The sequence below is a fragment of the Streptomyces sp. V4I8 genome (assembly GCF_041261225.1).
GTDB lineage: Bacteria > Actinomycetota > Actinomycetes > Streptomycetales > Streptomycetaceae > Streptomyces.
Genome location: NZ_JBGCCN010000001.1, coordinates 4436745 through 4460909 on the forward strand (window position 1 = coordinate 4436745; position 24165 = coordinate 4460909).

Below are 24165 nucleotides of genomic sequence, written 5' to 3' on the forward strand. Positions count from 1 at the left end.
CCGCCGCGCGGGCGCGGCCAGCCCCCACCATCCCGCACCCGACAACGAACCCCCTACCACCAACGCAAACGCGGGGCACCCACCAAACAGGGGGCACCCCACGTTCGCGTCAGCTGAGCCAGGGACAACGACTACCGGTCGTAGTCCTGGTCAAACCGCTCCTCGTCCTCACGCATCGGACGCTCACGCTCGTCCTCCCGCTGCGGACGCTCCGGACGCTCCGGACGGCCACGCTCCTGCGGCCGCTCCGGACGGCCCCGCTCCGGCTGACCGTGCTGACGCGCACGCTGCTGAAGCTGCTCGGACTTCTCCTGGAACTGGTCCTTCATACCCATGTGGGTTCACTCCCGTAGTGAGTGGGGGGATTGGCCCCTCGGTGGGGCCTCGACCAGATTCACACGGGCGATAACCGCACGCATGTCGATCAGTTACGCCGCGTAATCCTCGCCTGCTCATCGGCGGCGCCGCCGGCTCCGACCAACCCCGTCCGCACCCCCTCCAGCCGCCCACCGAACCGCCGCATCTCCCGCTGCCCCACCGTCCCGATGAGCCCCGGCAGATACCCGCGCACCCCCTGCATCCCGCGCAGCCACCACTGCGCGTACACATGGCTCGACCGCCGCTCGATCCCGGCCACGATCCGGTCGACCGCCGGCCCCAGCGGGTAGGTCTTGTTGGACGGCCACGGCAGCCGCTTCCTCAACTCCCGCATGACGTCGTCCTGATCGGCGCCCCGCACCATGTCGGTGTCGGTCCAGGACAGATACCCGACCCCCACCCGCACGCCCTTGTAACCGACTTCGGCCCGCAGACTGTGCGCGTACGCCTCGACACCGGACTTGGACGCGCAGTACGCCGTCATCATCGGCGCCGGAGTGATCGCCGCGAGCGAGGCGATCTGCAGCAGATATCCCCGGCTCTCCATCAGCACGGGCAGAAACGCCCGCGCGGTCACCGCCGACCCGATGAGGTTGACCTCGATGACCCGCCGCCAGGCCTCCGGATCGGAGTCGACGAACGGTCCCCCGCTCGCGACCCCCGCGTTGGCGACGACGATGTCGACCTTCCCGAACCGCTCCTTGACCTCCCGCGCGACCACGCTCATCGCCTCATGGTCCGTCACATCGGCGTACCAGTGGTCACTGTCGCTGTGCAGCCGTTCGGAGACCTGCTTCAGGGCGTCCGGCTCCAGCCCGACGAGCGCCACCTTCGCGCCGCGCGCGGAGAGCTTGCGGGCGAGCAGCTCACCGACGCCACGCGCGGCCCCCGTCACCACGGCGACCTGCCCCTCAAGGCTCACCCTGCTCATGCGCCCTCCTTCACCTGCGTGTGCGTCGTGCTCTGCGGGTGCGTCGTGCTCTGCGGGTGCGTCGTGCTCTGGGTGTACGTCGTGCTCTGGGTGTACGTCGTGACAAGTTCCCGTATCTTCCCGGTCACCAGCTGGGGCGCCTCGACCGGCGTCATGTGTCCGAGGCCGGGCAGTTCGGTGACGCCGAGGCACTGGGGCAGCGCGGCGGCCAGCGCGTGCGCGTGCACCGGCGGGGTGAGCCGGTCGGCCGTGCCGACGACCACCGCGGTCGGCACCGCCAACTCCCGCACACCGTGGTCGAGGTCGAGCAGATCGAGCACGTGCGACCAGGCGTACCGCACCTTGCGGGGGCACGCGTGCACGATCCGCGCGCAGGCCTCGACCATGTGCGGGGCCGAACCGGGGCCCATCGTGGCGTACTTGAGGATCGCCCTGGCGACCGGCGTGACCGGCCCGAGCGGCGCCCGGGAGCCGAGGATGTGCTTGGTGAGCCAGGTCCGCAGCCGTCCAGGCCGCATCGGTACGACCGTCGACTCGGCGACCAGCCGCGAGGAGCCGGTGCTGCACAGCAGGACGGCGGCGGCGTGCTCACGGAACCCCGGGCGGGTGGCGGCGGCCATCACCGTCATGCCGCCCATGGAGTGCCCGGCGATCACGGCCTTCTCGCCGGGCGCGAGGGTCGCCTTCAGTACGGCTTCGAGGTCGTCGGCGAGCGCGTCGGCGCTGCAGGCGGGGCTCGCGGGGCTGCGTCCGTGGCCGCGCTGGTCGTAGGCGATGACCCGGTGACCGGTGGCCAGTTCGCGGATCTGCGCCGCCCAGAAAGCGGTCGAGCAGGTCCAGCCGTGCGCGAGGACGACGGCGGGCGCGTCCTCGGGGCCGTGCACCTCTATGTGCAGCCGGGCGCCGTCGGCGGACGAGGCCGTCAGCTCGCGGGTGGGGGCGGGCGGGGCGTACGGCCCGGACTTCACATGCATGAGACGGCTCACGCGGTCACCTCGGCGCTTTCCTTGACGGTGGCTCGGACCACGGCGTACTCCGACAGGTCCACGCTTCGCGTGGCCCGCCGGAACTCGCTCGTCGTACCGGGCCAGATGGTGGTGTTACGGCCGTTCGCGTCGAGATACCAGCTCGTGCAGCCGCCCGTGTTCCACACGGTCCGCTTCATGCGCTCCTGAACCCGCCGGTTCCAGGCGTCCACGGCGCTCGGCCGCGCGTCGAGGGCGACCCGCTCGCCGAGGACGTCGAGCTGCCGTACGAAGTCGGCCATGTAGTTCAGCTGGGACTCGATCATCAGGATCATCGAGGAGTTCCCGAGCCCCGTGTTGGGCCCGATGACGGTCATCCAGTTCGGGAACCCCGCCGCGGAGGCACCCCGCAGCGCCTCCATCCCGCCCTTCCAGGCCTCGGCGAGCGTCTTCCCGTCCGCCCCCACCACCCGGTCGGCGATGGGCATGTCGGTGACATGGAACCCCGTACCGAAGACGATCGCGTCGACCTCGGCCTCGCTCCCGTCGGCGGCCACGACGGTCGAGCCGCGGACCTCGCTCAGACCGCTGGCCACCACATCCACGTTGGGCCGGGCGAGCGCCGGATAGTACGCACTGCTCAGCAGGATCCGCTTGCAGCCGATGCGGTAGTCGGGGGTCAGCTTGGCGCGCAGCGCGGGGTCCTTGATGGCGCGGGCCATGTTGCGCTTGGCCAGCTGCTCGACGAGGCCCAGCTGGTCGGGGTGCTTGGTGAACGCCTGGACCTGGAGTTCCCGGATGCCCCACAGCAGGCCGCGGCGCAGCTGCGCGGTGAAGGGCAGGGCCCGGTGCAGGGAGCGTTCGGCGCCGCTGATGGCGCGGTCGACGCGGGGCATGACCCAGGGCGGGGTGCGCTGGAAGAGGGTGAGCCGCTCGACGTCGGGCTGGATGGACGGCACGATCTGGATGGCGGAGGCGCCGGTGCCGACCATGGCGACGCGCTTGCCGCGCAGGTCGTAGTCGTGGTCCCAGCGGGCGGAGTGGAAGACCTGGCCGGGGAAGGAGCCCAGCCCCGGGATGTCCGGGATCTTCGGATCGGACAGCGGCCCGGTGGCGGAGACGACGAAGTCGGCCGCCAGGTTCCCGCCACTGGTCTCGATGTCCCAGCACAGCCGCTCGCCGTTCCAGGTCATCCGCTTCACCTCCGAGTTGAAGCGGATGTGCGGCCGCAGCCCGAAGACGTCCGTGACGTGCTCCAGATAGGCCCGGATGTGCTCCTGCCCGGAGAAGGCGCGCGGCCAGTCGGGGTTGGGCGCGAAGGAGAACGAGTAGAGATGGGACGGCACATCACAGGCACACCCCGGATAGCTGTTGTCCCGCCAGGTGCCGCCGACGCTGTCGGCCCGCTCCAGGACGACGAAGTCGGTGACGCCCTCGCGCCGCAGCCGTACGGCGGCCCCCAGTCCGCCGAACCCGGACCCGACCACCGCGACCCGCACATGTTCGCGTTCGGCCATGCCTGTGCCTCCATGCTTCACCCGGAACCGGAACCATGCCAGTGAACACTGGCGCAATGGGGAGAGTAGAGCAGGACCGTACCGACCGGTAGGGGTCGAACCGAGGACGTTGACATCAGCGGCCGCCGGCGCGGGTACCGGCGGTACGCCTTAAGGTGCCCAGGTGACCGAGAAGCGTGAATACCGCATGGAGGAGCTCGCCCGCCTGGCCGGCATCACGGTCCGCACCCTGCGCTTCTACCGCGAACGCAAGCTGATCCCGCCACCCCGCCGCGAGGGCCGCATCGCCTGGTACGACGACCACCACCTGGCCCGCCTGCGCACGATCTCGGCCCTGCTGGAACGCGGCCACACCCTCAACGGCATCGCGGAACTCGCCGACGCCCTCGACCACGGCCGCGGCGTCGCCGACCTCCTCGGCGTCGACGCCCCCACCGAGGAGGAGCCGGTCCGCCTCACCCCCGAGGAACTCGCCGCCCGCTTCGAGGGCGAGGTCACCCCCGAGAACCTCGCCGCCGCCATGGACCTCGGCTACCTCGGCACCGACGGCGACGAGATCGTCCACATCAGCCGCCGCCTCCTGGACGTCTCCTCGGCCCTGGTCCGCGAGGGCATCCCCCTCGCCGAGGTCCTGACGGCCGGCAAGCGCGTCCGCGAACACGTGGACGCCCTGGCGGAGATGTTCGCCGAACTGGTGCTGCGCCACGCCCACGAGGACGACCTCCAGCGACTTCGCCCGCTGGCCCGGAGCGTGGTGGAGGCGGAGCTTTCGCTGGCGCTGGACCGGCGGTTGCGGAAGCGGAGCGACGGGGACTGACGGCGGGACCGCAGGACCGACGGCGCCCCTAACGGTCGTAGACCACCGTCACCGGCGCATGATCCGACCACCGCTCGGCATGCGTGGCCGCACGCTCGACGTACCCCTTGACCGCCCTGCCCGCCAGCCCCGGCGTCGCCACGTGGTAGTCGATGCGCCACCCCGTGTCGTTGTCGAAGGCCCGCCCGCGGTACGACCACCACGAGTACGGCCCCTCGACGTCGGGGTGCAGCGACCGTACGACGTCGACGTAGCCGCCGGCGGTGGGGGCGAACACCTCGCCGAGCCACTCCCGCTCCTCCGGCAGGAACCCGGAGTTCTTGGTGTTGCCGCGCCAGTTCTTGAGGTCGGCCTGCTGGTGGGCGATGTTCCAGTCGCCGCAGACGACGACCTCGCGGCCGTCGGCGGCGGCGCGCTCGCGCAGGTCCTTCAGATAGGCCAGGAACTCGCCCATGAAGCGGACCTTCTCGTCCTGCCGCTCGGTGCCGACCTCGCCGGAGGGCAGGTAGAGGGAGGCGACCGTCACACCGGGGAGGTCGGCCTCGACGTAGCGCCCGCTGTCGTCGAACTCACTCGACCCGAAGCCGACCTGGATGCGGTCGGGCTCGCGGCGGGTGTAGAGGGAGACGCCGGCGCGGCCCTTGGCGGCGGCGGGCGCGTGCACGACGTGCCAGCCGTCGGGGGTGCGGACGTGCTCGGGCAGCTGCTGCGGCTCCGCACGCACCTCCTGCAGGCACAGCACATCGGCTTCGGTGCCGGCGAGCCACTCCACGAAGCCCTTCTTCGCGGCGGCCCGCAGCCCGTTCACATTCACAGAGGTCACAGTGAGCACCCGGGCACGATACCGGCACTCTGGAACGCGTCCGATTCTGGAACCCGGTGAAATTGAACTCATATACGGTATTCGGCATGGACCTACGCCGGGTCGCCTTCGACCACCCCGACGCCGTCAAGCTCAGCGACCAGGTCCAGGCCGAGTACGGCGTCCGCTACGGCGACGGCGGCGACGCCACACCCCTGGACGCGACGGACTTCTCGCCGCCGAACGGCCTCTACCTGCTCGCGTACGACGCCCTCGGCGCCCCCGTCGCCTCCGGCGGCTGGCGCGCCCAGGACAAGAACGACGAGGGCAACGCGGACGGGGACGCCGAGCTGAAGCGGATGTACGTCATCGAGCAGATGCGCGGACAGGGCCTGGCGCGCCGCATCCTGGCCCTGCTGGAGCAGGACGCACGGGACGCGGGCCGCACGCGCATGGTGCTGGAGACCGGCGCCAAGCAGCCGGAGGCGGTGGCGCTGTACACGTCCAGCGGGTACGAGCCGTGCGAGAAGTTCGGCTACTACCGCTTCCACGAGCTGAGCCTCTGTTACGCCAAGGCCCTGTGACGGCAATACACGTCCCCCTACCCAGAGGTTGAGGACCACGGAGGCGAGGGCCGCGCCGATAACTCTGCGTCGACCTTCTCCACGCTCCCCCTCGCGATGCCGACACCCGGGCATAGCAAAGATCCCGCCCGATCAACTGATCGGACGGGATCTCTCAACTCCCAGGTTTCCCTGGAAAGTTGTTGCGGTGGACCTGAGGGGATTTGAACCCCTGGCCCCCTCGATGCGAACGAGGTGCGCTACCGGACTGCGCCACAGGCCCTTGCAACGAGTGAAACTTTAGCACCCCGATCGGCCTGCTTGGAAATCCGTTCCCTGGCCGGCCGAGGGCCGCTACTCGTTGGCGGCTCGCGGCCGGTCGCCGTCCTCGTACTGATCGAACAGCGGCGTGCGGCCCCGCTCACGGGCCCGGCGGGCGGAGGCGGCCCGGCGGGCGTCGCTACGGCCGCCGCCCTCGGCCTTCTCCTCCTCGGGCGTCGTATCCTCCGGCTCCGCGCCCCGCGCGGAACCGTCCGCGGCGCCGGAGACCGCCTCCCGGTCCCCGCCGACGGTGCTCGACCGTGCCGAGCTCCAGGCGTCCGGCGCGCCGAGGTCCACATCGGGGGTGGCCCGTGGCGCGACCGGCGCGGTCACATACGTCGGCAGCGGCACCGGCACCGGGTCCCAGCTGTCCCCGCGCCCCGGCCTGCGCTGCCGCTCGCGCTGCTGGTCGACCCACTCGGCGTGATCGGTCTGCTCGACGAGGGCGCGCCGGTCGGCGGCGAGGGCGGACAGTCCGGGGTCGGTGCCTGGTTCGGGCCCCTCGTCGGGCTCGTCGAGGCCGGACCCGGGGTCGGGGGCGCCGCGCCGGCGCGACTGGCGCGCATGCTCGCGAAGCCGCTGCGCGGCGGCCTCGGCCTGCTGCCGGTCCATCTGGTAGGCGAAACGGCGGCGCTCCTGGGCCCGCAGATACGCGATGTACCCGCTGAGCAGCACGGCGGGGACGCCGGGCGCCCACAGGAACGCGAGCCCGCCGACCGCGGCGACGATCGCGCCGAGGGTGAAGGCGAGGAAGAGCATCACGGTGGTGCGACGACGGCGCGCGAGCACCTTCAGGCGCCGGGCCCGCGCGGCGGCCGCCTCGTCCGAGGGTGCTCGCCGGGCGGCGGGCACCCGTTTACGCGCCTTGGCCGCCGGGCCGGAGCCCGCTTCGGCCGAGGGTCCGCCCGCGCGGTCGGGTGTCGGCCGGGAACCGTGTTCGGGTGCGGGCCGGGAGCCGTGGTCGGAAGCCGGCTTGCCCGTCTGTTCCCGCCCGGGCTCCCGCCCGGACTCGCGTGCCGACTCCGGGCGGCCTGGTGCCTGTGCCGGGACCTGCGCCTTTGTCTGCGGACGGGTCGGAGGCATGGCGAAGGCCCGGACGTCCACCGACTCGGTGACGTCGCCCGGGTCATCGGCGCTGGGCTCCCCCTCCTCGGTGGAGCGCGCGCGCAGGTCCTTGGCGTATCGGCGCTCCATCCCCGCCCGTCCGGACAGCAACCGGATGGCTGTGCTGAAGCGTTCCGTCGGACGGGCCTCGTTCAGCTCGTCCTGCCTACGGAGCCACATCGGCACCAAGTAGGCGGCCCAGGCCCCGACAATGACTGCGTAGATGAGGCCGCTGCTGCTCACGCCTCACACGGTAGAGGGGTTTGCGTGAGGCCATCCGCCAATTGAGCCGGTGTGTCGCACGATCTGGCTGATATTTCGAACTTTTTTTGTGACCGATGCGATCAGCAGCCCACCGAGGGCGCGAATTAATGCCCTGAGCCGGTCATCCGGCGATCAATTTCGAACACTTATTCAATTTCCCGGCTAGGCGGGATTCCCCTGGCTGTTCTGCCTGGTGTTCTGTGGGGTGTTCTGCGGGTTCGACGAGGTCTTCTGCGAGCGCGCCCGGTGCCAGCGGCCGAGCAGCCCTTCGGGGACCTCCTCCGCCGTGAGCGCGAAGACGAGGTGGTCCCGCCAGGCTCCGTCGATGTGGAGATATCGCGGACGCAGCCCCTCCTCGCGGAATCCGAGTTTCTCCACGACCCGGCGGCTGGGCCGGTTCTCGGGGCGAATGCAGACCTCGATGCGGTGCAGACCGACGCTGCGGAAACAGTGGTCCACGACCAGCGCCACGGCCGTCGGCATCACCCCGCGGCCCGCGACCGACTCGTCCACCCAGTAGCCGACGTGCCCCGAGCACATCGAGCCCCAGGTGATCCCGGCGACCGTCAACTGCCCGACCAGCCGCCCCTGGTATTCGATGACGAACGGCAGCATCCGGCCCGAGTTCGCCTCGGACCGCAGATGCCGGACCATCTGGCGGTAGGTCGGCCGGTGCGCGATCGGCCCGCTGGGCGTGGGCGGCGGAATGGTCGCCTCCCAGGGCCGCAGCCAGTCCCGGTTGCGCCGGTTGACCTCGCGCCAGGCCCGTTGGTCGCGCATCTTTATCGGCCTCAGGACGACATCGCCGTCCCTCAGCACGACGGGCCAGGATGGGCTGTTCAGCTCGCACCCCCAGTGCTGGGTCTGGGGTGGTCGCCGCCGCGGATCTGGTCGACGGCGTGGATCAGGAGGGGTTCCAGGACGGCCAGTCCGTCCTTCACCCCGCCGCTGGAACCGGGCAGATTGATGATCAGCGTGCGCCCGGCGACTCCGGCGAGCCCCCGGGACAGCGCCGCCGTGGGCACCTTCTCCCGTCCGAACGCCCTGATCGCCTCGGGAATGCCCGGCACCTCGAAGTCGAGGACGGCACGGGTCGCCTCCGGTGTGCGGTCGGTGGGCGAGATGCCGGTGCCGCCGGTGGTGACGATGACGTCGTACCCGGCGTCGACCCCCGCGCGCAGGGCGGCGAGGACCGGGTCGCCGTCAGGCACGACCTGCGGTCCCTCGACGTCGAAGCCGAAGCCCTTGAGGCCCTGGGCGATCAGCGGGCCGCCCTTGTCCTCGTAGACCCCGGCGGCAGCCCGGTTGGAGGCGGTGACCACAAGAGCGCGATACGTCATGCCCGGCTCCAGTCGCCCGACTTGCCGCCCGTCTTCTCCTCGACCCGTACGTCCGTGATGACCGCTCCCTTGTCGACCGCCTTCACCATGTCGATCACGGTGAGCGCGGCGACGGAGACCGCGGTGAGGGCCTCCATCTCGACGCCCGTGCGGTCCGTGGTCTTCACGGTGGCCACGATCTCCACGGCGTCGTCCGCGACCGACAGCTCCAGTTTCACACCGGACACCGACAACGGGTGACAGAGCGGGATCAGGTCCGGGGTGCGTTTGGCGCCCATGATCCCGGCGATCCGCGCGGTGGCGAGGGCGTCGCCCTTGGGAACCCCCTCGCCGCGCAGCAGCTCGACCACGCGGGGCGAGACGAGGACGCGTCCGCTGGCGCGGGCGGTGCGCGCGGTCACGTCCTTCTCGGAGACGTCGACCATGCGGGCCGCGCCCGCGTCGTCGATGTGCGTGAGGCGGTCCTGGGTGGATGGGTCCTGCGTGCTCATGCTGGTGTGGCGCTCCCGGTCCGGGCCCGCCGCGGTGCGGCGCACGGGCCTGCTGTGCGCGACACGGTACCGCCAACCAGGCCCCCTCAGCCGAGCAGGACCACCTCGACCTCGGCGCCGGGCTCGACACTCTCCACGTCCTCGGGGACGACGATCAGCGCGTCCGCGTGCGCGAGGGCGGCGACCAGATGCGATCCGGCACCGCCCACCGGGCGCACCGCGCCGTCGGCATACGTCCCGCGCAGAAACTGCCGGCGCCCCTTGGGCGAGGTCAGCGCCTTGTCGGCGGTCAGGGTCGCGGTCGCCTTCGGCCGGTGGACGTCCTCCAGGCCCATCAGCGTGCGGATGGCGGGGCGCACGAACATCTCGAAGGAGACGTACGACGACACCGGGTTGCCCGGGAGCGCGAGCAGCGGGGTGTGGTCGGGGCCGATGGAGCCGAAGCCCTGGGGCTTGCCGGGCTGCATGGCGAGCTTGCGGAAGTCGATGCCGCTGCCGGCCTCGTCCTCGTCGGCGACGTGCGACAGGGCTTCCTTGACGACGTCGTACGCCCCGACGCTCACGCCGCCGGTGGTGACCATGAGGTCGGCGCGGACGAGCTGGTCCTCGATGGTGGAGCGGAGCGTCTCGGCGTCGTCGGCGACGGCGCCCACGCGGTAGGCGATGGCGCCGGCGTCCCGGGCGGCCGCGGTGAGGGCGAAGCTGTTGGAGTCGTAGATCTGGCCGCCGGACAGTGTCTCGTCGGGCTGGACGAGTTCGCTCCCCGTCGACATCACCACCACGCGCGGGCGCGGGCGCACGCGGACCGTGCCGCGGCCGATCGCGGCGAGGAGGGCGATCTGGGGCGGGCCGAGGACCGTGCCCGCTTCGAGGGCGCGGTCGCCGGCCTTCACGTCGCTGCCCTTCGCGCGGACGTGCGCGCGTGCCTCGGCCGGGCGGTAGACGTGCACCTGGCCGTGGGCACCCTCGGGAGCGAGGCTGCGGGCCCGCATCCCGGTCACCGGGCCCTCGCCGAGGCCGCCGTCGGTCCACTCCACCGGGACGACGGTCTCGGCGCCGGGCGGGAGCGGGGCGCCGGTCATGATGCGGGCGGCCTGGCCGGGCCCCACGTGGAGCAGGTCGGCCTGGCCCGCCGCCACGTCCCCGACGACCTCCAGGACGGCGGGGAACTCCTCGCTCGCGCCCGCGACATCCGCGACCCGTACCGCGTACCCGTCCATGGAGCTGTTGTCGAACGGCGGCAGGGAGACCGGCACCGTGACGTCGTCGACCAGGACGCAGCCCTGGGCGTCGAGCAGTTGCAGCTCGATGGGTTCGAGGGGGCGGACGGTCGCGAGGATGTCCTCCAGGTGTTCGTCCACCGACCAGAGGTGGTCCTGGCCGGCGGGGCGGGGCGCGGCGGTGCTCAACTCGCTACATCTCCTCGGCTACGTAACTGCGAAGCCAGGTCCGGAAGTCCGGGCCCAGGTCTTCACGTTCGCATGCGAGTCTGACAATGGCACGCAGGTAGTCGCCACGGTCACCGGTGTCATAGCGGCGGCCCTTGAAGACGACGCCGTGCACCGGGCCGCCGACCTTCTCGTCCTGCGAGAGCTGCTGGAGGGCGTCGGTGAGCTGGATCTCGCCGCCACGGCCCGGCTCGGTCTCGCGCAGTATGTCGAAGATGTGCGGGTCGAGCACATAGCGGCCGATGATGGCGTAGTTGGACGGGGCGTCGGCCGCGGCCGGCTTCTCGACGAGGTCGTGCACCTTGACCACGTCGCTGTCGTCGGTGGGGTCCACGGCCGCGCAACCATAAAGGTGGATCTGCTCGGGCGCGACCTCCATCAGCGCGATGACGCTGCCGCCGTGCTGCTCCTGCACCTCGACCATCCGCTTGAGCAGCGGGTCGCGCGGGTCGATCAGGTCGTCGCCGAGGAGGACGGCGAAGGGCTCGTGGCCCACGTGGGGGGCCGCGCACAGGACGGCGTGGCCGAGGCCCCTGGGGTCGCCCTGGCGCACGTAGTGCATGGTGGCCAGGTCGCTGGGCTCCTGCACCTTCGCGAGCCGGCCGGCGTCGCCCTTCTTCTGCAGGGCCGATTCCAGCTCGTAGTTGCGGTCGAAGTGGTCCTCCAGGGGGCGCTTGTTGCGGCCCGTGATCATGAGGACGTCGTCGAGGCCCGCGGACACGGCCTCTTCGACCACGTACTGGATCGCCGGCTTGTCGACGACCGGCAGCATCTCCTTGGGAGTGGCTTTGGTGGCCGGCAGGAAGCGGGTGCCGAGACCCGCTGCGGGGATGACAGCCTTGCTGATCCGAGGGTGGGACTGAGTCATGCCCGCCACCTTATCCGGTGCCTTTGTAGGGAATCTGAGGCTCCGGTTATTTGGCTCTCATATGAGTACATTGGGAAGGATACGGGAGCGCCCCATGAGTCACACCGGACGTCCGGCCGAGCCTGACAAGCGAGTGTTGCGACGAGAGATCCTCGCGGTGAGAGGCAGGTTGACGGCGGATGACGTGCGGGTATCGGCCACCGAGTTGGCCGGGCGGGCACTGGAGCTGCCCGAGTTCGCGCACGCGCGCGTGGTGGCGGCGTACGTCTCGGTGGGGAGTGAACCCGGCACCCTCGCGCTGCTCGAGGCGCTGCGCGCGCGGGGCGTACGTGTCCTGCTGCCTGCCCTTCTGCCCGACAACGACCTCGACTGGGGCGCCTACTTCGGGGAGGACTCCCTCACCCGCGTCCAACACGGCGGAAAAATGGCCCTCTTCGAGCCCAGCGGCGAACGCCTCGGCCCGGACGCCGTGACCGACGCCGACGTGGTGCTCCTGCCGGGCCTCGCGGTCGACGCGCGCGGGATGCGTCTGGGGCGCGGCGGCGGGTCGTACGACCGCGTCCTCGCCCGTCTGGAACGCGCGGGGGTGCGGCCCTCGCTCGTGGTGCTGCTGTACGACTCCGAGGTCGTCGAGCGCGTCCCCGAGGAGCCGCACGACCGGCCGGTGCACGCGGTGGTGACGCCGTCGGGGGTGCGCCGCTTCGGGGAGTCCTGAGCCGCCTCCCGCGCGAAAGGGCCCTCCACGCACGCGTGGAGGGCCCTTTGGGTCGTTCGACCGTCAGCGGCTCACGGCCTGAGCACCAGGGTGTCGCTGGTGCTCTCGTCGACCGCGTCGTCCGAGAAGGACCAGTCGAGCAGTTCGCCGTCGGCCCATTTGTCGGTCTGGTCGGTGTAGTGGGCGCTGTAGGCGTGCCCGGAGGCGCCGGTGAGGTTGATCCACTTCGACTTGTCGAGGTCGCTGAGGTTGACCACCATCCGCATCGACGGCACCCAGACGACGCCGTAGCCGCCGGCGGCGTTCCAGCCGGAGGCGTTGACCGTGGCCTCGCCGCCGCTGAGCTTCCAGGGGCCGCGGTTGAGGACGTACTGGAGGAAACCGGGGCCCTCGGTGCCGAGGGTCTGGTTCTTCAGGAACAGGCGGTGCAGCCGGCCCCAGCTCCAGGTGTCGATGTCCTTGCCGAGCTTGGCGGTCAGCTCCCAGCGGGCATCGATCATGGCGCGCTTGAACAGGTCGTCGCGGTTGTGGTTCGCTCCCTCGCGGTTGCCCGACTTCGGCGTCGTCCACCAGTCGCTCTTCTCGTCGTCCATGAGGTTGCGGACCACCTCGAACCAGCGGTCGCCGCCGTCCGGCTGCGCCTGGTCGGCGTCGCGCTCACCGCACTCGCGCACCTTCTCGGTCGCGTCCGCGGGCCCCGTGGTGTTGACCGGGTCGACCAGCAGGCACTGGCCCTTGACCCGCAGCTCCTTGGGCAGCTTGTTGCCGAAGGCGAGCTTGAGGATGTTGCGCCAGACCGAGTTGAAGTAGGCCGCCGCCGCCGAGTCGGCGTCCTGGGTGTAGTCCCAGCCCTCCAGCAGCTCCTGCGCGTTCCGGACGTCCTTGTCGGCGATGTCGATCTTCAGCAGCTTGGGCACCAGCAGCTTGGCGATCTCGCTGCTGTTGTCGAGCTGCATCTGCCGCATGTCGTCGGTGGAGATCTTGCCGCCGTCGTCGATCTTCGACTGGATCAGGTCGGTGATGCGCTGGCTGCGGGCGCCGTAGCCCCAGTCCGTGGTGAGCGTGTAGGGGTACTTGGCCTTGTCGACCACGGCCTGGTTGGCGGTGACGATGTAGCCGCGGGACGGGTCGTACTCGTACGGCAGCTCGTCCTGGTCGATGTAGCCGGTCCAGCGGGATCCGGCGTCCCAGCCCGGTGCCGGGACGGAGCCGTCGTAGCCCTTCGCGCGCGTGGGGATCTTTCCGGGCAGGGTGTAGCCGATGTGGCCCTTGGTGTCGGCGTAGATCAGGTTCTGCGAGGGCACGTCGAACAGGGCGGCCGCGCCGCGGAAGTCGCTCCAGTTCGCCGCCCTGTCCATGGCGAAGACGGCGTCCATGGAGGTCCCGGGGTCCAGCGCGGTCCAGCGCAGCGCGATGCCGTAGCCGTCGCCGCGGTCGGGGGCGGCGGTGTCGACGGCGGCCTTCTTGCCGACCTTCACGAGCTCTGAGCTGCGGTCGGACAGCAGGGGCATCCCGTCCTTGGTCTCCCGGACGACGATCTTCTTGGACTTGCCGCCGGCGACGTTGATGGTCTCCTCGCGGGTGAGGAAGGGCACCGTCTTGCCGTCGTACAGGTAGCCGTCGCCGGAGAGCTTCTCCAGGTAGAGGTCGGTGACGTCGACGCCGGAGTTGGTCATGCCCCAGGCGATGTTCTGGTTGTGGCCGATGATCACGCCGGGCATGCCCGCGAAGGTGTAGCCGCTGACGTCGTACTGGCACTTGCTGGAGACCGAGCGGCAGTGCAGGCCCATCTGGTACCAGACGGACGGCAGCGAGGCCGACAGGTGCGGGTCGTTGGCCAGCAGGGGCTTGCCGGTGATGGTGTGCTTCCCGGCGACCACCCAGGAGTTGGAGCCGATGCCGTTGCCGTTCACGCCGACGGCCGTGGGGAGGTCGTCCAGGACGTCCTGGAGGCCGGAGAGCTGGCCCTGCAGGCCGCTGGTGCCCGAGCTGGAGGCCGTGCCCGCCGTGCCGGTGCCGGACGACCCCGCGGCGGACGTGGAGCCGCCCGGCTGGAACGTCCTGGTGATGTCGTCGTACTGACCCGTCTGGACGATCGTCTTGTTCCGGCCGTACGGGTAGTCCGGGTACAGGTCCTGGATCTGCTTGGGGCCGAGGCGGCTGGTCATCAGGGCGCGGTCGATCTCGTCCTGCATGTTGCCGCGCAGGTCCCAGGCCATCGCCTTCAGCCAGGCGAGCGAGTCGACCGGGGTCCACTTCTGCGGCTTGTAGTCGTTGGTGAACCCGAGAGCCGCGTACTCCAGGGAGATGTCCTTGTTGTCCTTGCCCTCCAGGTAGGCGTTGACGCCCTTGGCGTACGCCTGGAGGTACTTCTTGGTGGAGGCCGACAGCGTCTTGTCGTACTCCTCCTTGGCGACGCGGTCCCAGCCGAGGGTGCGCAGGAACTCGTCGTTGTCGACCTGGCTCTCGCCGAACATCTCCGACAGGCGCCCGGAGGTCATGTGCCGGCGCACGTCCATCTCGTAGAACCGGTCCTGCGCCTGGACGTAGCCCTGCGCCATGAACAGGTCCTCGTCGGAGGAGGCGTAGATCTGCGGGATGCCGTAGTCGTCGCGCTTCACGTCGACGGGCCCGGACAGGCCGGGGACCGTGAGTGATCCCTTGGTCTGCGGGAAGGAGGCCCGGACGGCGCTGACGGACCAGTACCCCCCGTAGCCGACGCCTCCGACGAGGGCCAGCACCAGCACGAGGACGATCAGACGGGCTCTGCGCCCCTTCTTCCTGCCGGACTTGCCGGGCTGCTGACCCGTGGAGGCGGTGGTGTTGGGGGGCATCGCTGTCCTTGCTGTCCTAACGCGAGCGGCAGGCGGTCCTGGAGTGCTGGAGCAACCATAGGCGCAGGGCCCGGTCCAACTTGACGCGGAGTAGGGAACCAGCACGGACGGACGTTCGATCATGCCTGCCCGAGTGTCAAGAAATCGTCAAGAGTTAGGTAAGGTAACGAAGTAGTTGGGTGCGGAGAGCCGCCACTTCGTGTCCTATGTACGTGAGCCCACGCGCGCGTGCGTGTGGGCCAGGGAAGGGAACGGCCGCTGACTGTCCACGACCTCAACCAGCTCCTGCTCGTCTGCTCGCTCGTCCTGCTCGTCGCCGTCGCCGCGGTCCGGATCTCCTCGCGCAGCGGGCTCCCCAGCCTGCTCGTGTACCTGGGCATCGGCGTGCTCATGGGCCAGGACGGCATCGGCGGCATCCGCTTCGACGACGCCGAGCTGACCCAGGTCATCGGGTATGCGGCACTGGTCGTGATCCTGGCCGAAGGTGGTCTCGGCACGAAGTGGAAGGAGATCAAACCGGCCCTTCCCTCCGCCACCGCGCTGGCGCTGCTCGGGGTCACGGTGAGCGTCGGGGTCACGGCGGCGGCCGCGCACTACCTGGTCGGGCTGGAGTGGCGGCAGGCGCTGATCATCGGCGCGGTCGTCTCCTCGACGGACGCCGCGGCCGTCTTCTCGGTGCTGCGCAGGATTCCCCTCCCCTCCCGCGTGACCGGCACGCTGGAGGCCGAGTCCGGCTTCAACGACGCCCCCGTGGTCATCCTGGTGGTCGCCTTCTCCACGCACGGTCCGATCGAGCACTGGTACGTGCTGCTGGCCGAGATAACCCTGGAGCTGGCCATCGGCGCCGCCATCGGCCTCGCCGTGGGATGGCTGGGCTCCTGGGGCCTCAGGCATGTGGCCCTGCCCGCCTCCGGCCTCTACCCGATCGCCGTCATGGCCATCGCCGTCGCCGCCTACGCGGCCGGCGCGATGGCGCACGGCAGCGGCTTCCTGGCCGTGTACCTCGCCTCGATGGTGATGGGCAACGCCAAGCTGCCGCACTGGCCCGCCACCCGCGGGTTCGCCGACGGGGTCGGCTGGATCGCCCAGATCGGCATGTTCGTCCTGCTCGGCCTCCTGGTCACCCCGCACGAGCTGGGCGACGACATCCTGCCCGCGCTGCTCATCGGGCTGGTGCTGACCATGGTGGCCCGCCCGCTGAGCATCGTCCTGTGTCTGGTGCCGTTCGGCGTCCCCTGGCGGGAGCAGGCCCTGATGTCCTGGGCCGGGCTGCGCGGCGCGGTGCCCATCATCCTGGCGACGATCCCCATGGTGGGCGGCGTCGAGGACAGCCGCCGCATCTTCAACATCGTCTTCGTCCTGGTCGTGGTCTACACGCTGGTCCAGGGGCCGACCCTGCCGTGGTTCGCCCGCAAGCTGCGGCTCGGCGGGGAACCCGAGCCCGCCGACCTCGGCATCGAGTCGGCACCCCTGGAGCGGCTGCGCGGACACCTGCTGTCCTTCGCGATCCCCGAGGGCTCGAAGATGCACGGCGTCGAGGTCAACGAGCTGCGGCTGCCCGCCGGGTCCGCCGTCACCCTCGTCGTCCGCGACGGAAAATCGTTCGTTCCGCTGCCGACGACGGTGCTGCGCCGCGGGGACGAACTGCTCGTGGTCGCCACGGACCCGGTCCGGGACGCCGCCGAGCGCCGGCTGCGCGCGGTGGGGGCCGGGGGCAAGCTGGCCGGGTGGCTGGGGACGAACGGGACATCCTGATCGCAGGCGGAACGCCCGCAGTGCTCGTTTTCACAAGGTCAAAGGGCCCTGTCCCCTGTACTATGCAGGGTGTAACCCCAGATCGAACCAACTCTGCCTGACGCAGAGCTGGCGCGACCGTATGGCGGCCGGGACGCCCCTCCCTCAGTGGGCGCCGGTATCTACCGCAGTTCCGCGCGACAGGACAGCTCTCGGCGCCGCCCCCCACCCGTCGGGGTCGCGCTACCAGGCGGCAGAAAGGCACGGGCCGTGGCATCCACGGTCACCACCGAGCCGTCGAAGGACTCGCCGGCCTCCTCCCGCCCGGGATACGGACAGCTGCTGCGCACCCGCGGCGCCTGGACGTTCCTGCTCCCCGGCTTCGCGGCGCGCCAGCCGTTCGCGATGCTGACCATCTCCATCGTGCTGCTCGTGCAGCACACCACCGGCTCCTACGGCGCCGCGGGCGCCGCGGCGGCCGTCACCGGCGTCTCCATGGCACTGTTCGCGCCCTACAGCGGCCGCCTCGCCGACCGCTACGGGCAGCGCGCCGTCCTCCTGCCCGGCGTCCTCGTGCACGTGCTGTCCGGTCTGACGCTGACGGCGCTCGCGCTGGCGGAGGCGCCCCTGTGGGCGCTCTTCGTGGCGGCCGTGCCGACCGGCGCCTCGGTACCGCAGATCGGCCCCATGGTGCGGGCCCGCTGGGGCGTGAAGCTCCAGGGCTCGCCCCTGATGACGACGGCCGCGGCCTTCGAGTCGGTCACCGACGAGCTGACCTTCGTCGTCGGCCCGCTGCTGGCCACCGCCCTGTGCACCGCCGTCGACCCGGCCGCGGGCCTGGTCACGGAGGCCGCGCTCACGCTGCTGGGCGGTCTGCTGTTCGCCGCGCAGAAGAGCACCCAGCCGTCGGTCACCGTCGCCGGGCACGCACGCGTGGAGCACGTTTCCGCGCTGCGCATCCCTGGGGTGCGCGTGCTGATCGTGACCTTCCTCGGCATCGGCTCCGTCTTCGGCGGCATGCAGGTCTCGCTGGCCGCGTTCACCGAGTCGATCGGCGAGCCCGGCCTGAACGGCGTCCTGTACGGCACCTTCGCCGCGGGCAACATGCTCTCCGGCGTCGTCTGCGGCGCCATCGCGTGGAAGGTGGCCCCGCAGCGCCGCATCCTCGTCGGATACGCCGCCCTCGCGCTGGCCGCGTCCGGCCTGTGGGCCGCGCACTCGGTGCTCGTCCTGGCCGCCCTCGGACTGCTCGTGGGCATGTGCATCGCGCCCGCGCTGATCACCGGCTACACGCTGGTCGAGAGCCTGGTCCCGGCCGGGGCCCGCACCGAGGCCTTCACCTGGCTCACGGGTGCGGTGGCGCTCGGCCAGGCCGCCGCGGTCACTGCGGCCGGACAGCTGGAGGACCGCTTCTGGGGCGGTGCCGGGTTCCTGGTGCCGATGGGCGGGACGTTGCTCGCGCTGGCGACCCTGGTGGCGCTGCGTTCACGCCTGGTGGCGCGGCCCCGCGGCCGGACCGTCGCACGTGGCGTGGGTCACCGCGTGCCGGTGGCAGTGGACTGAGCGGCTGGAATACGTCACTATGGTTCGTCGTTAGCACTCATCGAGTGAGAGTGCCAGGAGGAAGACAGTGCCCACCTATCAGTACCAGTGCACCGCGTGCGGCGAGGGTCTCGAAGCGGTGCAGAAGTTCACCGACGACGCCCTGACCGAGTGCCCCAGCTGCCAGGGTCGCCTCAAGAAGGTGTTCTCCGCGGTCGGCATCGTCTTCAAGGGCTCCGGCTTCTACCGCAACGACAGCCGCGGCTCCTCGTCGAGCAGCTCGCCGGCGTCGTCGTCGAAGTCGTCGACGTCCTCCTCGTCCGACTCGTCCTCTTCCTCCTCGGCGTCGTCGTCTTCGTCGTCCTCGGACTCGAAGTCGTCGAGCGCGGGCTCGTCCTCCAGCAGCTCCGCCGCGTAAGCACTTCCCACGGGACCGCAGGACCCGCTTCCTACGGGATCACAGGACTGCTTCTTACGGGACCCTGTCGCCCTCCGGCGACGGGGTCCTCGGCGTTTCCGGGTGCGGTTAGGGTGCGGACATGGCGAACAAGGCGAACGTCGAACTCGGCGTGATCGGTGGCTCCGGCTTCTACTCGTTCCTCGACGACGTGACCGAGATACAGGTGGACACCCCGTACGGGCCGCCCAGCGACTCCCTCTTCCTCGGCGAGATCGCCGGCCGGCGGGTCGCCTTCCTACCCCGGCACGGACGCGGCCACCATCTGCCGCCGCACCGGATCAACTACCGGGCCAACCTGTGGGCGCTGCGCTCGCTCGGCGCACGCCAGGTCCTCGGCCCGTGCGCGGTCGGCGGCCTGCGCCCCGAATACGGTCCGGGGACGCTGCTCGTGCCGGACCAGCTGGTCGACCGCACGAAGTCCCGGGTGGGGACGTACTTCGACGGGCTGCCGCTGCCCGACGGCACCGTGCCGAACGTGGTGCACGTCTCCCTCGCCGACCCCTACTGCCCCACCGGCCGCGCGGCCGCCCTGAAGGCGGCGCGGGGACGGGACTGGGAGCCGGTCGACGGCGGCACGCTGGTCGTGGTCGAGGGACCCCGCTTCTCGACCCGTGCCGAATCGTTGTGGCACCAGGCGCAGGGCTGGTCGGTGGTGGGCATGACCGGCCACCCCGAGGCGGCGCTCGCCCGTGAACTCGAACTCTGCTACACGTCGTTGACGCTGGTCACCGACCTCGACGCGGGCGCCGAGACCGGCGAGGGCGTCTCGCACGACGAGGTGCTGCGGGTGTTCGCGGCGAACGTGGACCGGCTGCGGGGCGTGCTCTTCGACGCGGTGGCCGCGCTGCCGGCGAACGAGGAGCGGGACTGTCTGTGCGCGACGGCGCTGGGTGCGATGGATCCGGGGTTCGCGCTGCCGTAGGGCTCTTGGAGATGGCGGCTGAGAGGGCGACCGAGAGAGCAACGGAGAGGGCGACGGAACTCTTCGTTCAGGTGAGGGAGTTTTCCACAACCGGCCGGTAGTCCACGGGCTCCGACGGACGGCGGCGCGATGCCCCATCGTGGCTTCGCAAGCCGTTCCGTCGTCGCAGGTGGTGGTCCTCGTGTCCGTTGCTCGGTCGTTTCCTCCCCCCTTCCCCTCCTCCTTCCCTTCCTCCCGTCCTTCCTCCTCCCCCGCTGCTCCGCTGCCGCTGGGCACGGACGCCCCGGCGATCTGCGAGGTGCCGCACTTCGCCCCCGTACGGGTGCGCGGCGGGCGGTATCAGCTGCGCCGGCTCCTACGGCACCGGAGGCGGGCCGCGGCGGTGGGGCTCGCCGTCACCGCGGCCGCGCTCGTGGCAGCGGGTCCCGGGAAAGCCGGCCCGGCACGCGGGCATCCGGTGGCGGAGCCGGTACGCCAACACCGGGCCGTCGAGCGGGTGTCCGCCCCGGTGCGGATCGCCGACGGGGCCACCGTGCGGTTGCTGCGGCCCGGTGACCGGGTCGATGTGATCGCCGCGGAGGAGAGCGCGACGGGCGGGGACGCTCGGGTGGTCGCGCGAGGCGCGCGGGTGTCGAAGGTTCCGGAGATGCCGGAGGCGCCGGAGTCACTGGACGCCGCGAGCGGGAGCGGGGCCCTGGTCGTGCTGTCGGTGCCACGCTCCACCGCGGCGCGCCTCGCGGGCGCGAGCGCTACGGCAAGGCTGGCGGTGACGCTGTGCTGAGGCGGGTCGCGCATGTCGTGCACATGGCGCTTTTCGCCCTGTCAAGTCCCTCGTCCCGGTGGCGTGATTGGACAGGATGGCCCAGTGCTGACGTAGGTTGCGGAGCTGTTCGTTCCACAACCTGCGCATGCGAGGAGAGGCTCCGCGGTGAGCGAGAAGAAGGATCCGGGCATCTGGGACGGCTTCAAGGCCTTCCTGATGCGCGGGAACGTCGTCGACCTGGCGGTAGCGGTGGTCATCGGCGCCGCGTTCACCAACATCGTGAACGCGGTGGTGAAGGGGATCATCAACCCGCTGGTCGGAGCGATCGGCACCAAGAACCTCGATCACTACAGCTCGTGCCTGAGTTCGGCGTGCGAAGGCGAGCGGGGCATTCAGATCCTGTGGGGATCCGTCCTCGGCGCGGCCCTCAGCTTCGTGATCACCGCGGCCGTCGTCTACTTCCTGGTGGTCCTGCCCATGGCGAAGTACCTGGCGCGCGTGGAGGCCCGACGCAAGGCGAAGGAGGGCACGCAGGAAGTCATCGAGTTGACCGAGCTGGAGGTCCTCAAGGAGATCCGCGACGCGCTGGTCGCCCAGCGCGGCTCGGGGCACAACCAGCAGTAACGGCTCAGAGGTGGTGGGGCGGCTTCTCGTCGAGGAAGCGCTTCAGATCGGCCGCGCTGTCGCCGTCGGTGCGCGGCCGCTCGCCCCAGCCACGGTCGGTGTCGTCCGCGGACTGCTGGTCCAGCGGGTCGTCGAAGATCAGCGCGGGCTTCGGCTCGCGCGGCTCGGGGGCGGGGGCGGTGCTCATGCGTCCAGAGTACGGCCCGCACGGCGACGGCCTTTCCCGCGGCGGCCCCGGACCCTTGCGCACTGGTGATCCCTTCGCAAGAAATTCCGCGGTTCATCTGCTGTGCTTGATCCCATGACGTCCAGTTCGACACCCCCGCCGGACTCCCCCCGCCCGCCCGGACACCGCCGCCCCCTGCGCCGGCTCACGGCCCGGGGCAGGGGTGAGGCACACCGGGCCGCCACTCCGCTGGAGCTCTTCTTCGACCTGTGTTTCGTCGTGGCCATCGCCCAGGCGGGCATGCAACTGGTGCACGCCGTCGCGGAGGGGCACGCGGGCGAGGGGATCCTCAACTACGCGATGGTGTTCTTCGCCATCTGGTGGGCCTGGATGAACTTCACCTGGTTCGCCTCGGCCTACGACAACGACGACATCCTCTACCGGGTCGTCACCCTGATCCAGATCGCCGGGGTGCTGGTCCTGGCGGCCGGGGTCTCCCGGGCGTTCGAGGAGCACGAGTACCTGGCGGTGGTGCTGGGCTATGTGATCATGCGGCTCGCGCTCGTGACGCAGTGGCTGCGCGTGGCCAGGTCGAGCGAGGGCCCGGAACGGACGATGGCCCTGCGGTACGCCGGCGGTGTGCTGCTGTGCCAGATCGGCTGGGTGGGCCTGGTGGTGCTGCCCGAGGACGCCAGGCCCTGGGTGTTCCTGGTGATGGCGGTCCTGGAGATGTGTGTGCCGCCGTACGCGGAGAAGGACCACCCCACCTCCTGGCATCCGCGCCATATCGCCGAGCGGTACGGACTGTTCACGATCATCGTGCTCGGCGAGACCATCGCGGCGGCCACGGTCGCCGTGAAGACCGGCATCGACGAGAACGACGCGTTGGGCGACCTGCTGCCGATCGCCGCGGGCGGACTGCTGATCATCTTCGCCGCCTGGTGGATCTACTTCGTGGTGCCGATCCACGGTCATCTGCGCTCCAACAAGCAGGCGTTCCTGTGGGGCTACGGCCACTACGTGGTCTTCGCCTCGGCGGCCGCGATCGGCGCGGGGCTGGAGGTGGCGGTCGAGCAGGCCGTCGGGAAGGCGCACATCTCGACGCTGGCCGCGTCGGCGGCGGTGACCCTGCCGACGGCGCTCTATCTGCTCACCGTCTGGGCGCTGCACTCGCGTTACTTCAAGGTGGGCCTCGCCCAGCAGCTGGTGCTGCCGACCACCGCCCTGCTGGTGATCTGCTGCACGTTCCTGGGCGACTGGGCGGTGCTCGCGGCCGGCCTCGTCTCGGCGGGGGCGGTGGCGACCGGGGAGACGCTGACGGCACGCAGGGCGGGCCGGGTGAACAGGGAGCCGACGGCACCGGCCGTCTGACGCGGGACGCGCCGCATCCCGGTGAGAGCTTTGCGGGACGGCCTCGGCGGCTGGACGACACTGGGCTCATGACAGTTGACGCTCTGACAGATGTCGCGGGGCTGCGGGTGGGGCACGCGACGCGCATCGGCGACGGTTGGCTCACCGGCACCACGGTCGTCCTCGCGCCCGAGGGCGGGGCCGTCGCCGCCGTGGACGTGCGCGGTGGCGGTCCCGGCACCAAGGAGACGGACGCCCTCGATCCGCGCAACCTGGTGCAGAAGGTCGAGGCGATCGTGCTGACCGGGGGCAGCGCGTACGGGCTCGACGCGGCGTCCGGGGTGATGGCCTGGCTGGAGGAACGGCGGCGCGGGGTGCGGGTCGGGGTGGATCCGGCGCATGTCGTGCCGGTCGTGCCCGCGGCCTGCGTCTTCGACCTCGGCCGCGGCGGCGACTTCCGGGCGAGGCCGGACGCGGCCCTCGGGCGGGCGGCGGTCGAGGCGGCGGCGGCGAGCGCGGTGGGGGAGCCCGTGCGGGAGGGTGGTGTGGGCGCCGGCACGGGAGCGACGGTCGGGCCGTTGAAGGGCGGGATCGGCACGGCGAGCACCGTGCTGGAGTCGGGGATCACCGTGGCCGCCCTGGTGGTGGCCAACGCGGCGGGGGCGGCGGTGGATCCGGAAACCGGCGTGCTGTACGGGGAGTTGTTCCAGGGACGGGTGACTTACCCGGAGGCGGAGATCCACGAGGCCGCGCGCCGGAGCCTCGCCGAGATCGCGGCGAAGAACGCGCCGCCTCCGCTGAACACCACGCTCGCGGTGGTCGCCACCGACGCGGACCTGTCGAAGGCACAGGCGCAGAAGCTGGCCGGTACGGCGCACGACGGTATCGCGCGTGCCGTGCGGCCGGTGCATCTGCTCAACGACGGGGACACCGTGTTCGCGCTGGCCACCGGGGAACGCCCGCTCGACGCCGGGCATCCCCTCGCGCTGAACGAGCTTCTCGCGGCGGGCGCGGACGCGGTGACGCGCGCGATCGTGCGGGCCGTGCGCGCGGCCGAGTCGGTGGACGGTCCGGGTGGAGTGTGGCCGTCGTACGGAGAGTTGTACGGGGGTGCCGACGGCCGGCGCTAGAAACACCTCCTAGCGGGGTGGCGCGGCGCCTACTCCGTGCGTGCGATTGTCGCGGTTGTGTCACGTGATGGCGTTCACGGCGCACGTTGGGAACCCGGTCCCGGGACGGTGGCCTC

At 70.9% G+C, this 24165-nt stretch carries 24 protein-coding genes and 1 tRNA gene; 11 read left to right on the plus strand and 14 right to left on the minus strand.

Going from position 1 to position 24165, the window contains the following annotated elements; translation table 11 throughout:
- Positions 1-131: 131 nt before the first annotated feature.
- From ABIE67_RS20070 to ABIE67_RS20085, 4 genes are all read right to left on the minus strand, one after another.
- Positions 132-335 carry a hypothetical protein gene (locus tag ABIE67_RS20070; protein ID WP_370259213.1) on the minus strand — a complete coding sequence of 68 codons (204 nt, stop codon included), beginning with the start codon at positions 333-335 and terminating at the stop codon, positions 132-134.
- 89 nt (positions 336-424) lie between these two features.
- The gene (locus tag ABIE67_RS20075; protein ID WP_370259214.1) at positions 425-1309 is read right to left on the minus strand and encodes an SDR family oxidoreductase; all 885 of its coding nucleotides are present in this window, start codon (positions 1307-1309) and stop codon (positions 425-427) included.
- Positions 1306-2295, minus strand: coding sequence for an alpha/beta fold hydrolase (locus ABIE67_RS20080; RefSeq protein WP_370259215.1), 990 nt, complete (start codon positions 2293-2295; stop codon positions 1306-1308). The genes ABIE67_RS20075 and ABIE67_RS20080 overlap by 4 nt, the downstream gene beginning before the upstream one ends.
- A complete protein-coding gene (locus ABIE67_RS20085; RefSeq protein ID WP_370259216.1) occupies positions 2292-3791 on the minus strand; it encodes a flavin-containing monooxygenase in 1500 nt (499 codons plus the stop codon). Before ABIE67_RS20085 ends, ABIE67_RS20080 begins: the two co-directional genes overlap by 4 nt.
- Before the next feature lie 187 nt (positions 3792-3978).
- On the opposite strand from ABIE67_RS20085, the gene ABIE67_RS20090 reads away from it, so the two are divergent.
- Complete coding sequence (locus tag ABIE67_RS20090) at positions 3979-4608, plus strand: MerR family transcriptional regulator (RefSeq protein WP_370268755.1); 630 nt, start codon at positions 3979-3981, stop codon at positions 4606-4608.
- 28 nt (positions 4609-4636) lie between these two features.
- Here the strand turns inward: ABIE67_RS20090 and ABIE67_RS20095 are convergent, their stop codons facing one another.
- Positions 4637-5440, minus strand: a complete 804-nt coding sequence (locus tag ABIE67_RS20095) for an exodeoxyribonuclease III (RefSeq protein ID WP_370259217.1) — start codon at positions 5438-5440, stop codon at positions 4637-4639.
- A 77-nt stretch (positions 5441-5517) separates the two neighbouring features.
- Here ABIE67_RS20095 and ABIE67_RS20100 point away from each other — a divergent pair, with 77 nt between their 5' ends.
- Entirely contained in the window at positions 5518-5994 is a 477-nt protein-coding gene (locus ABIE67_RS20100; protein ID WP_370259218.1) for a GNAT family N-acetyltransferase, read from the plus strand.
- A 188-nt stretch (positions 5995-6182) separates the two neighbouring features.
- Here ABIE67_RS20100 and ABIE67_RS20105 read toward each other — a convergent pair.
- From ABIE67_RS20105 to galU, 7 genes are all read right to left on the minus strand, one after another.
- Positions 6183-6256, minus strand: a tRNA-Ala gene (locus ABIE67_RS20105).
- Between the two features lie 71 nt (positions 6257-6327).
- Positions 6328-7641: a gephyrin-like molybdotransferase receptor GlpR gene (glpR, locus tag ABIE67_RS20110; protein ID WP_370259219.1), complete on the minus strand. Its 1314-nt coding sequence runs from the start codon at positions 7639-7641 to the stop codon at positions 6328-6330.
- A gap of 183 nt (positions 7642-7824) precedes the next feature.
- Positions 7825-8481, minus strand: coding sequence for a GNAT family N-acetyltransferase (locus ABIE67_RS20115; RefSeq protein WP_370259220.1), 657 nt, complete (start codon positions 8479-8481; stop codon positions 7825-7827).
- Between the two features lie 20 nt (positions 8482-8501).
- Positions 8502-9002, minus strand: coding sequence for a molybdenum cofactor biosynthesis protein B (locus tag ABIE67_RS20120; protein ID WP_370259221.1), 501 nt, complete (start codon positions 9000-9002; stop codon positions 8502-8504).
- On the minus strand, positions 8999-9493 hold the full coding sequence (moaC, locus tag ABIE67_RS20125; protein ID WP_370259222.1) for a cyclic pyranopterin monophosphate synthase MoaC: 495 nt from the start codon (positions 9491-9493) through the stop codon (positions 8999-9001). The genes ABIE67_RS20120 and moaC overlap by 4 nt, the downstream gene beginning before the upstream one ends.
- A gap of 86 nt (positions 9494-9579) precedes the next feature.
- Positions 9580-10902 carry a gephyrin-like molybdotransferase Glp gene (gene glp / locus ABIE67_RS20130; protein WP_370259223.1) on the minus strand — a complete coding sequence of 441 codons (1323 nt, stop codon included), beginning with the start codon at positions 10900-10902 and terminating at the stop codon, positions 9580-9582.
- A gap of 4 nt (positions 10903-10906) precedes the next feature.
- Positions 10907-11809 (minus strand): UTP--glucose-1-phosphate uridylyltransferase GalU, encoded by a 903-nt coding sequence (gene galU, locus ABIE67_RS20135; RefSeq protein WP_370259224.1) that lies wholly within the window; start codon positions 11807-11809, stop codon positions 10907-10909.
- A 94-nt stretch (positions 11810-11903) separates the two neighbouring features.
- Here galU and ABIE67_RS20140 point away from each other — a divergent pair, with 94 nt between their 5' ends.
- The gene (locus tag ABIE67_RS20140; protein WP_370259225.1) at positions 11904-12524 is read left to right on the plus strand and encodes a 5-formyltetrahydrofolate cyclo-ligase; all 621 of its coding nucleotides are present in this window, start codon (positions 11904-11906) and stop codon (positions 12522-12524) included.
- Between the two features lie 71 nt (positions 12525-12595).
- Here the strand turns inward: ABIE67_RS20140 and ABIE67_RS20145 are convergent, their stop codons facing one another.
- The gene (locus ABIE67_RS20145) at positions 12596-15358 is read right to left on the minus strand and encodes a penicillin acylase family protein (RefSeq protein ID WP_370259226.1); all 2763 of its coding nucleotides are present in this window, start codon (positions 15356-15358) and stop codon (positions 12596-12598) included.
- 228 nt (positions 15359-15586) lie between these two features.
- Between ABIE67_RS20145 and ABIE67_RS20150 the strand changes: the two genes are divergently transcribed.
- From ABIE67_RS20150 to mscL, 6 genes are all read left to right on the plus strand, one after another.
- Positions 15587-17113 carry a potassium/proton antiporter gene (locus ABIE67_RS20150; protein ID WP_370259227.1) on the plus strand — a complete coding sequence of 509 codons (1527 nt, stop codon included), beginning with the start codon at positions 15587-15589 and terminating at the stop codon, positions 17111-17113.
- 249 nt (positions 17114-17362) lie between these two features.
- Positions 17363-18655 carry an MFS transporter gene (locus ABIE67_RS20155; RefSeq protein ID WP_370259228.1) on the plus strand — a complete coding sequence of 431 codons (1293 nt, stop codon included), beginning with the start codon at positions 17363-17365 and terminating at the stop codon, positions 18653-18655.
- 67 nt (positions 18656-18722) lie between these two features.
- The gene (locus ABIE67_RS20160) at positions 18723-19052 is read left to right on the plus strand and encodes an FmdB family zinc ribbon protein (protein WP_370259230.1); all 330 of its coding nucleotides are present in this window, start codon (positions 18723-18725) and stop codon (positions 19050-19052) included.
- A 121-nt stretch (positions 19053-19173) separates the two neighbouring features.
- Entirely contained in the window at positions 19174-20016 is an 843-nt protein-coding gene (locus ABIE67_RS20165; protein WP_370259231.1) for an S-methyl-5'-thioadenosine phosphorylase, read from the plus strand.
- A 181-nt stretch (positions 20017-20197) separates the two neighbouring features.
- Entirely contained in the window at positions 20198-20797 is a 600-nt protein-coding gene (locus ABIE67_RS20170; protein WP_370259232.1) for an RcpC/CpaB family pilus assembly protein, read from the plus strand.
- A 147-nt stretch (positions 20798-20944) separates the two neighbouring features.
- Positions 20945-21403: a large conductance mechanosensitive channel protein MscL gene (gene mscL / locus ABIE67_RS20175; RefSeq protein WP_370259233.1), complete on the plus strand. Its 459-nt coding sequence runs from the start codon at positions 20945-20947 to the stop codon at positions 21401-21403.
- 4 nt (positions 21404-21407) lie between these two features.
- On the opposite strand, the gene ABIE67_RS20180 is transcribed toward mscL, so the two are convergent.
- The gene (locus tag ABIE67_RS20180; RefSeq protein ID WP_370259236.1) at positions 21408-21590 is read right to left on the minus strand and encodes a hypothetical protein; all 183 of its coding nucleotides are present in this window, start codon (positions 21588-21590) and stop codon (positions 21408-21410) included.
- 114 nt (positions 21591-21704) lie between these two features.
- Between ABIE67_RS20180 and ABIE67_RS20185 the strand changes: the two genes are divergently transcribed.
- Together ABIE67_RS20185 and ABIE67_RS20190 are read left to right on the plus strand one after the other, a co-directional pair.
- Entirely contained in the window at positions 21705-22940 is a 1236-nt protein-coding gene (locus ABIE67_RS20185) for a low temperature requirement protein A (protein WP_370259237.1), read from the plus strand.
- Between the two features lie 68 nt (positions 22941-23008).
- A complete protein-coding gene (locus ABIE67_RS20190; RefSeq protein WP_370259238.1) occupies positions 23009-24049 on the plus strand; it encodes a P1 family peptidase in 1041 nt (346 codons plus the stop codon).
- Positions 24050-24165 lie beyond the last annotated feature (116 nt).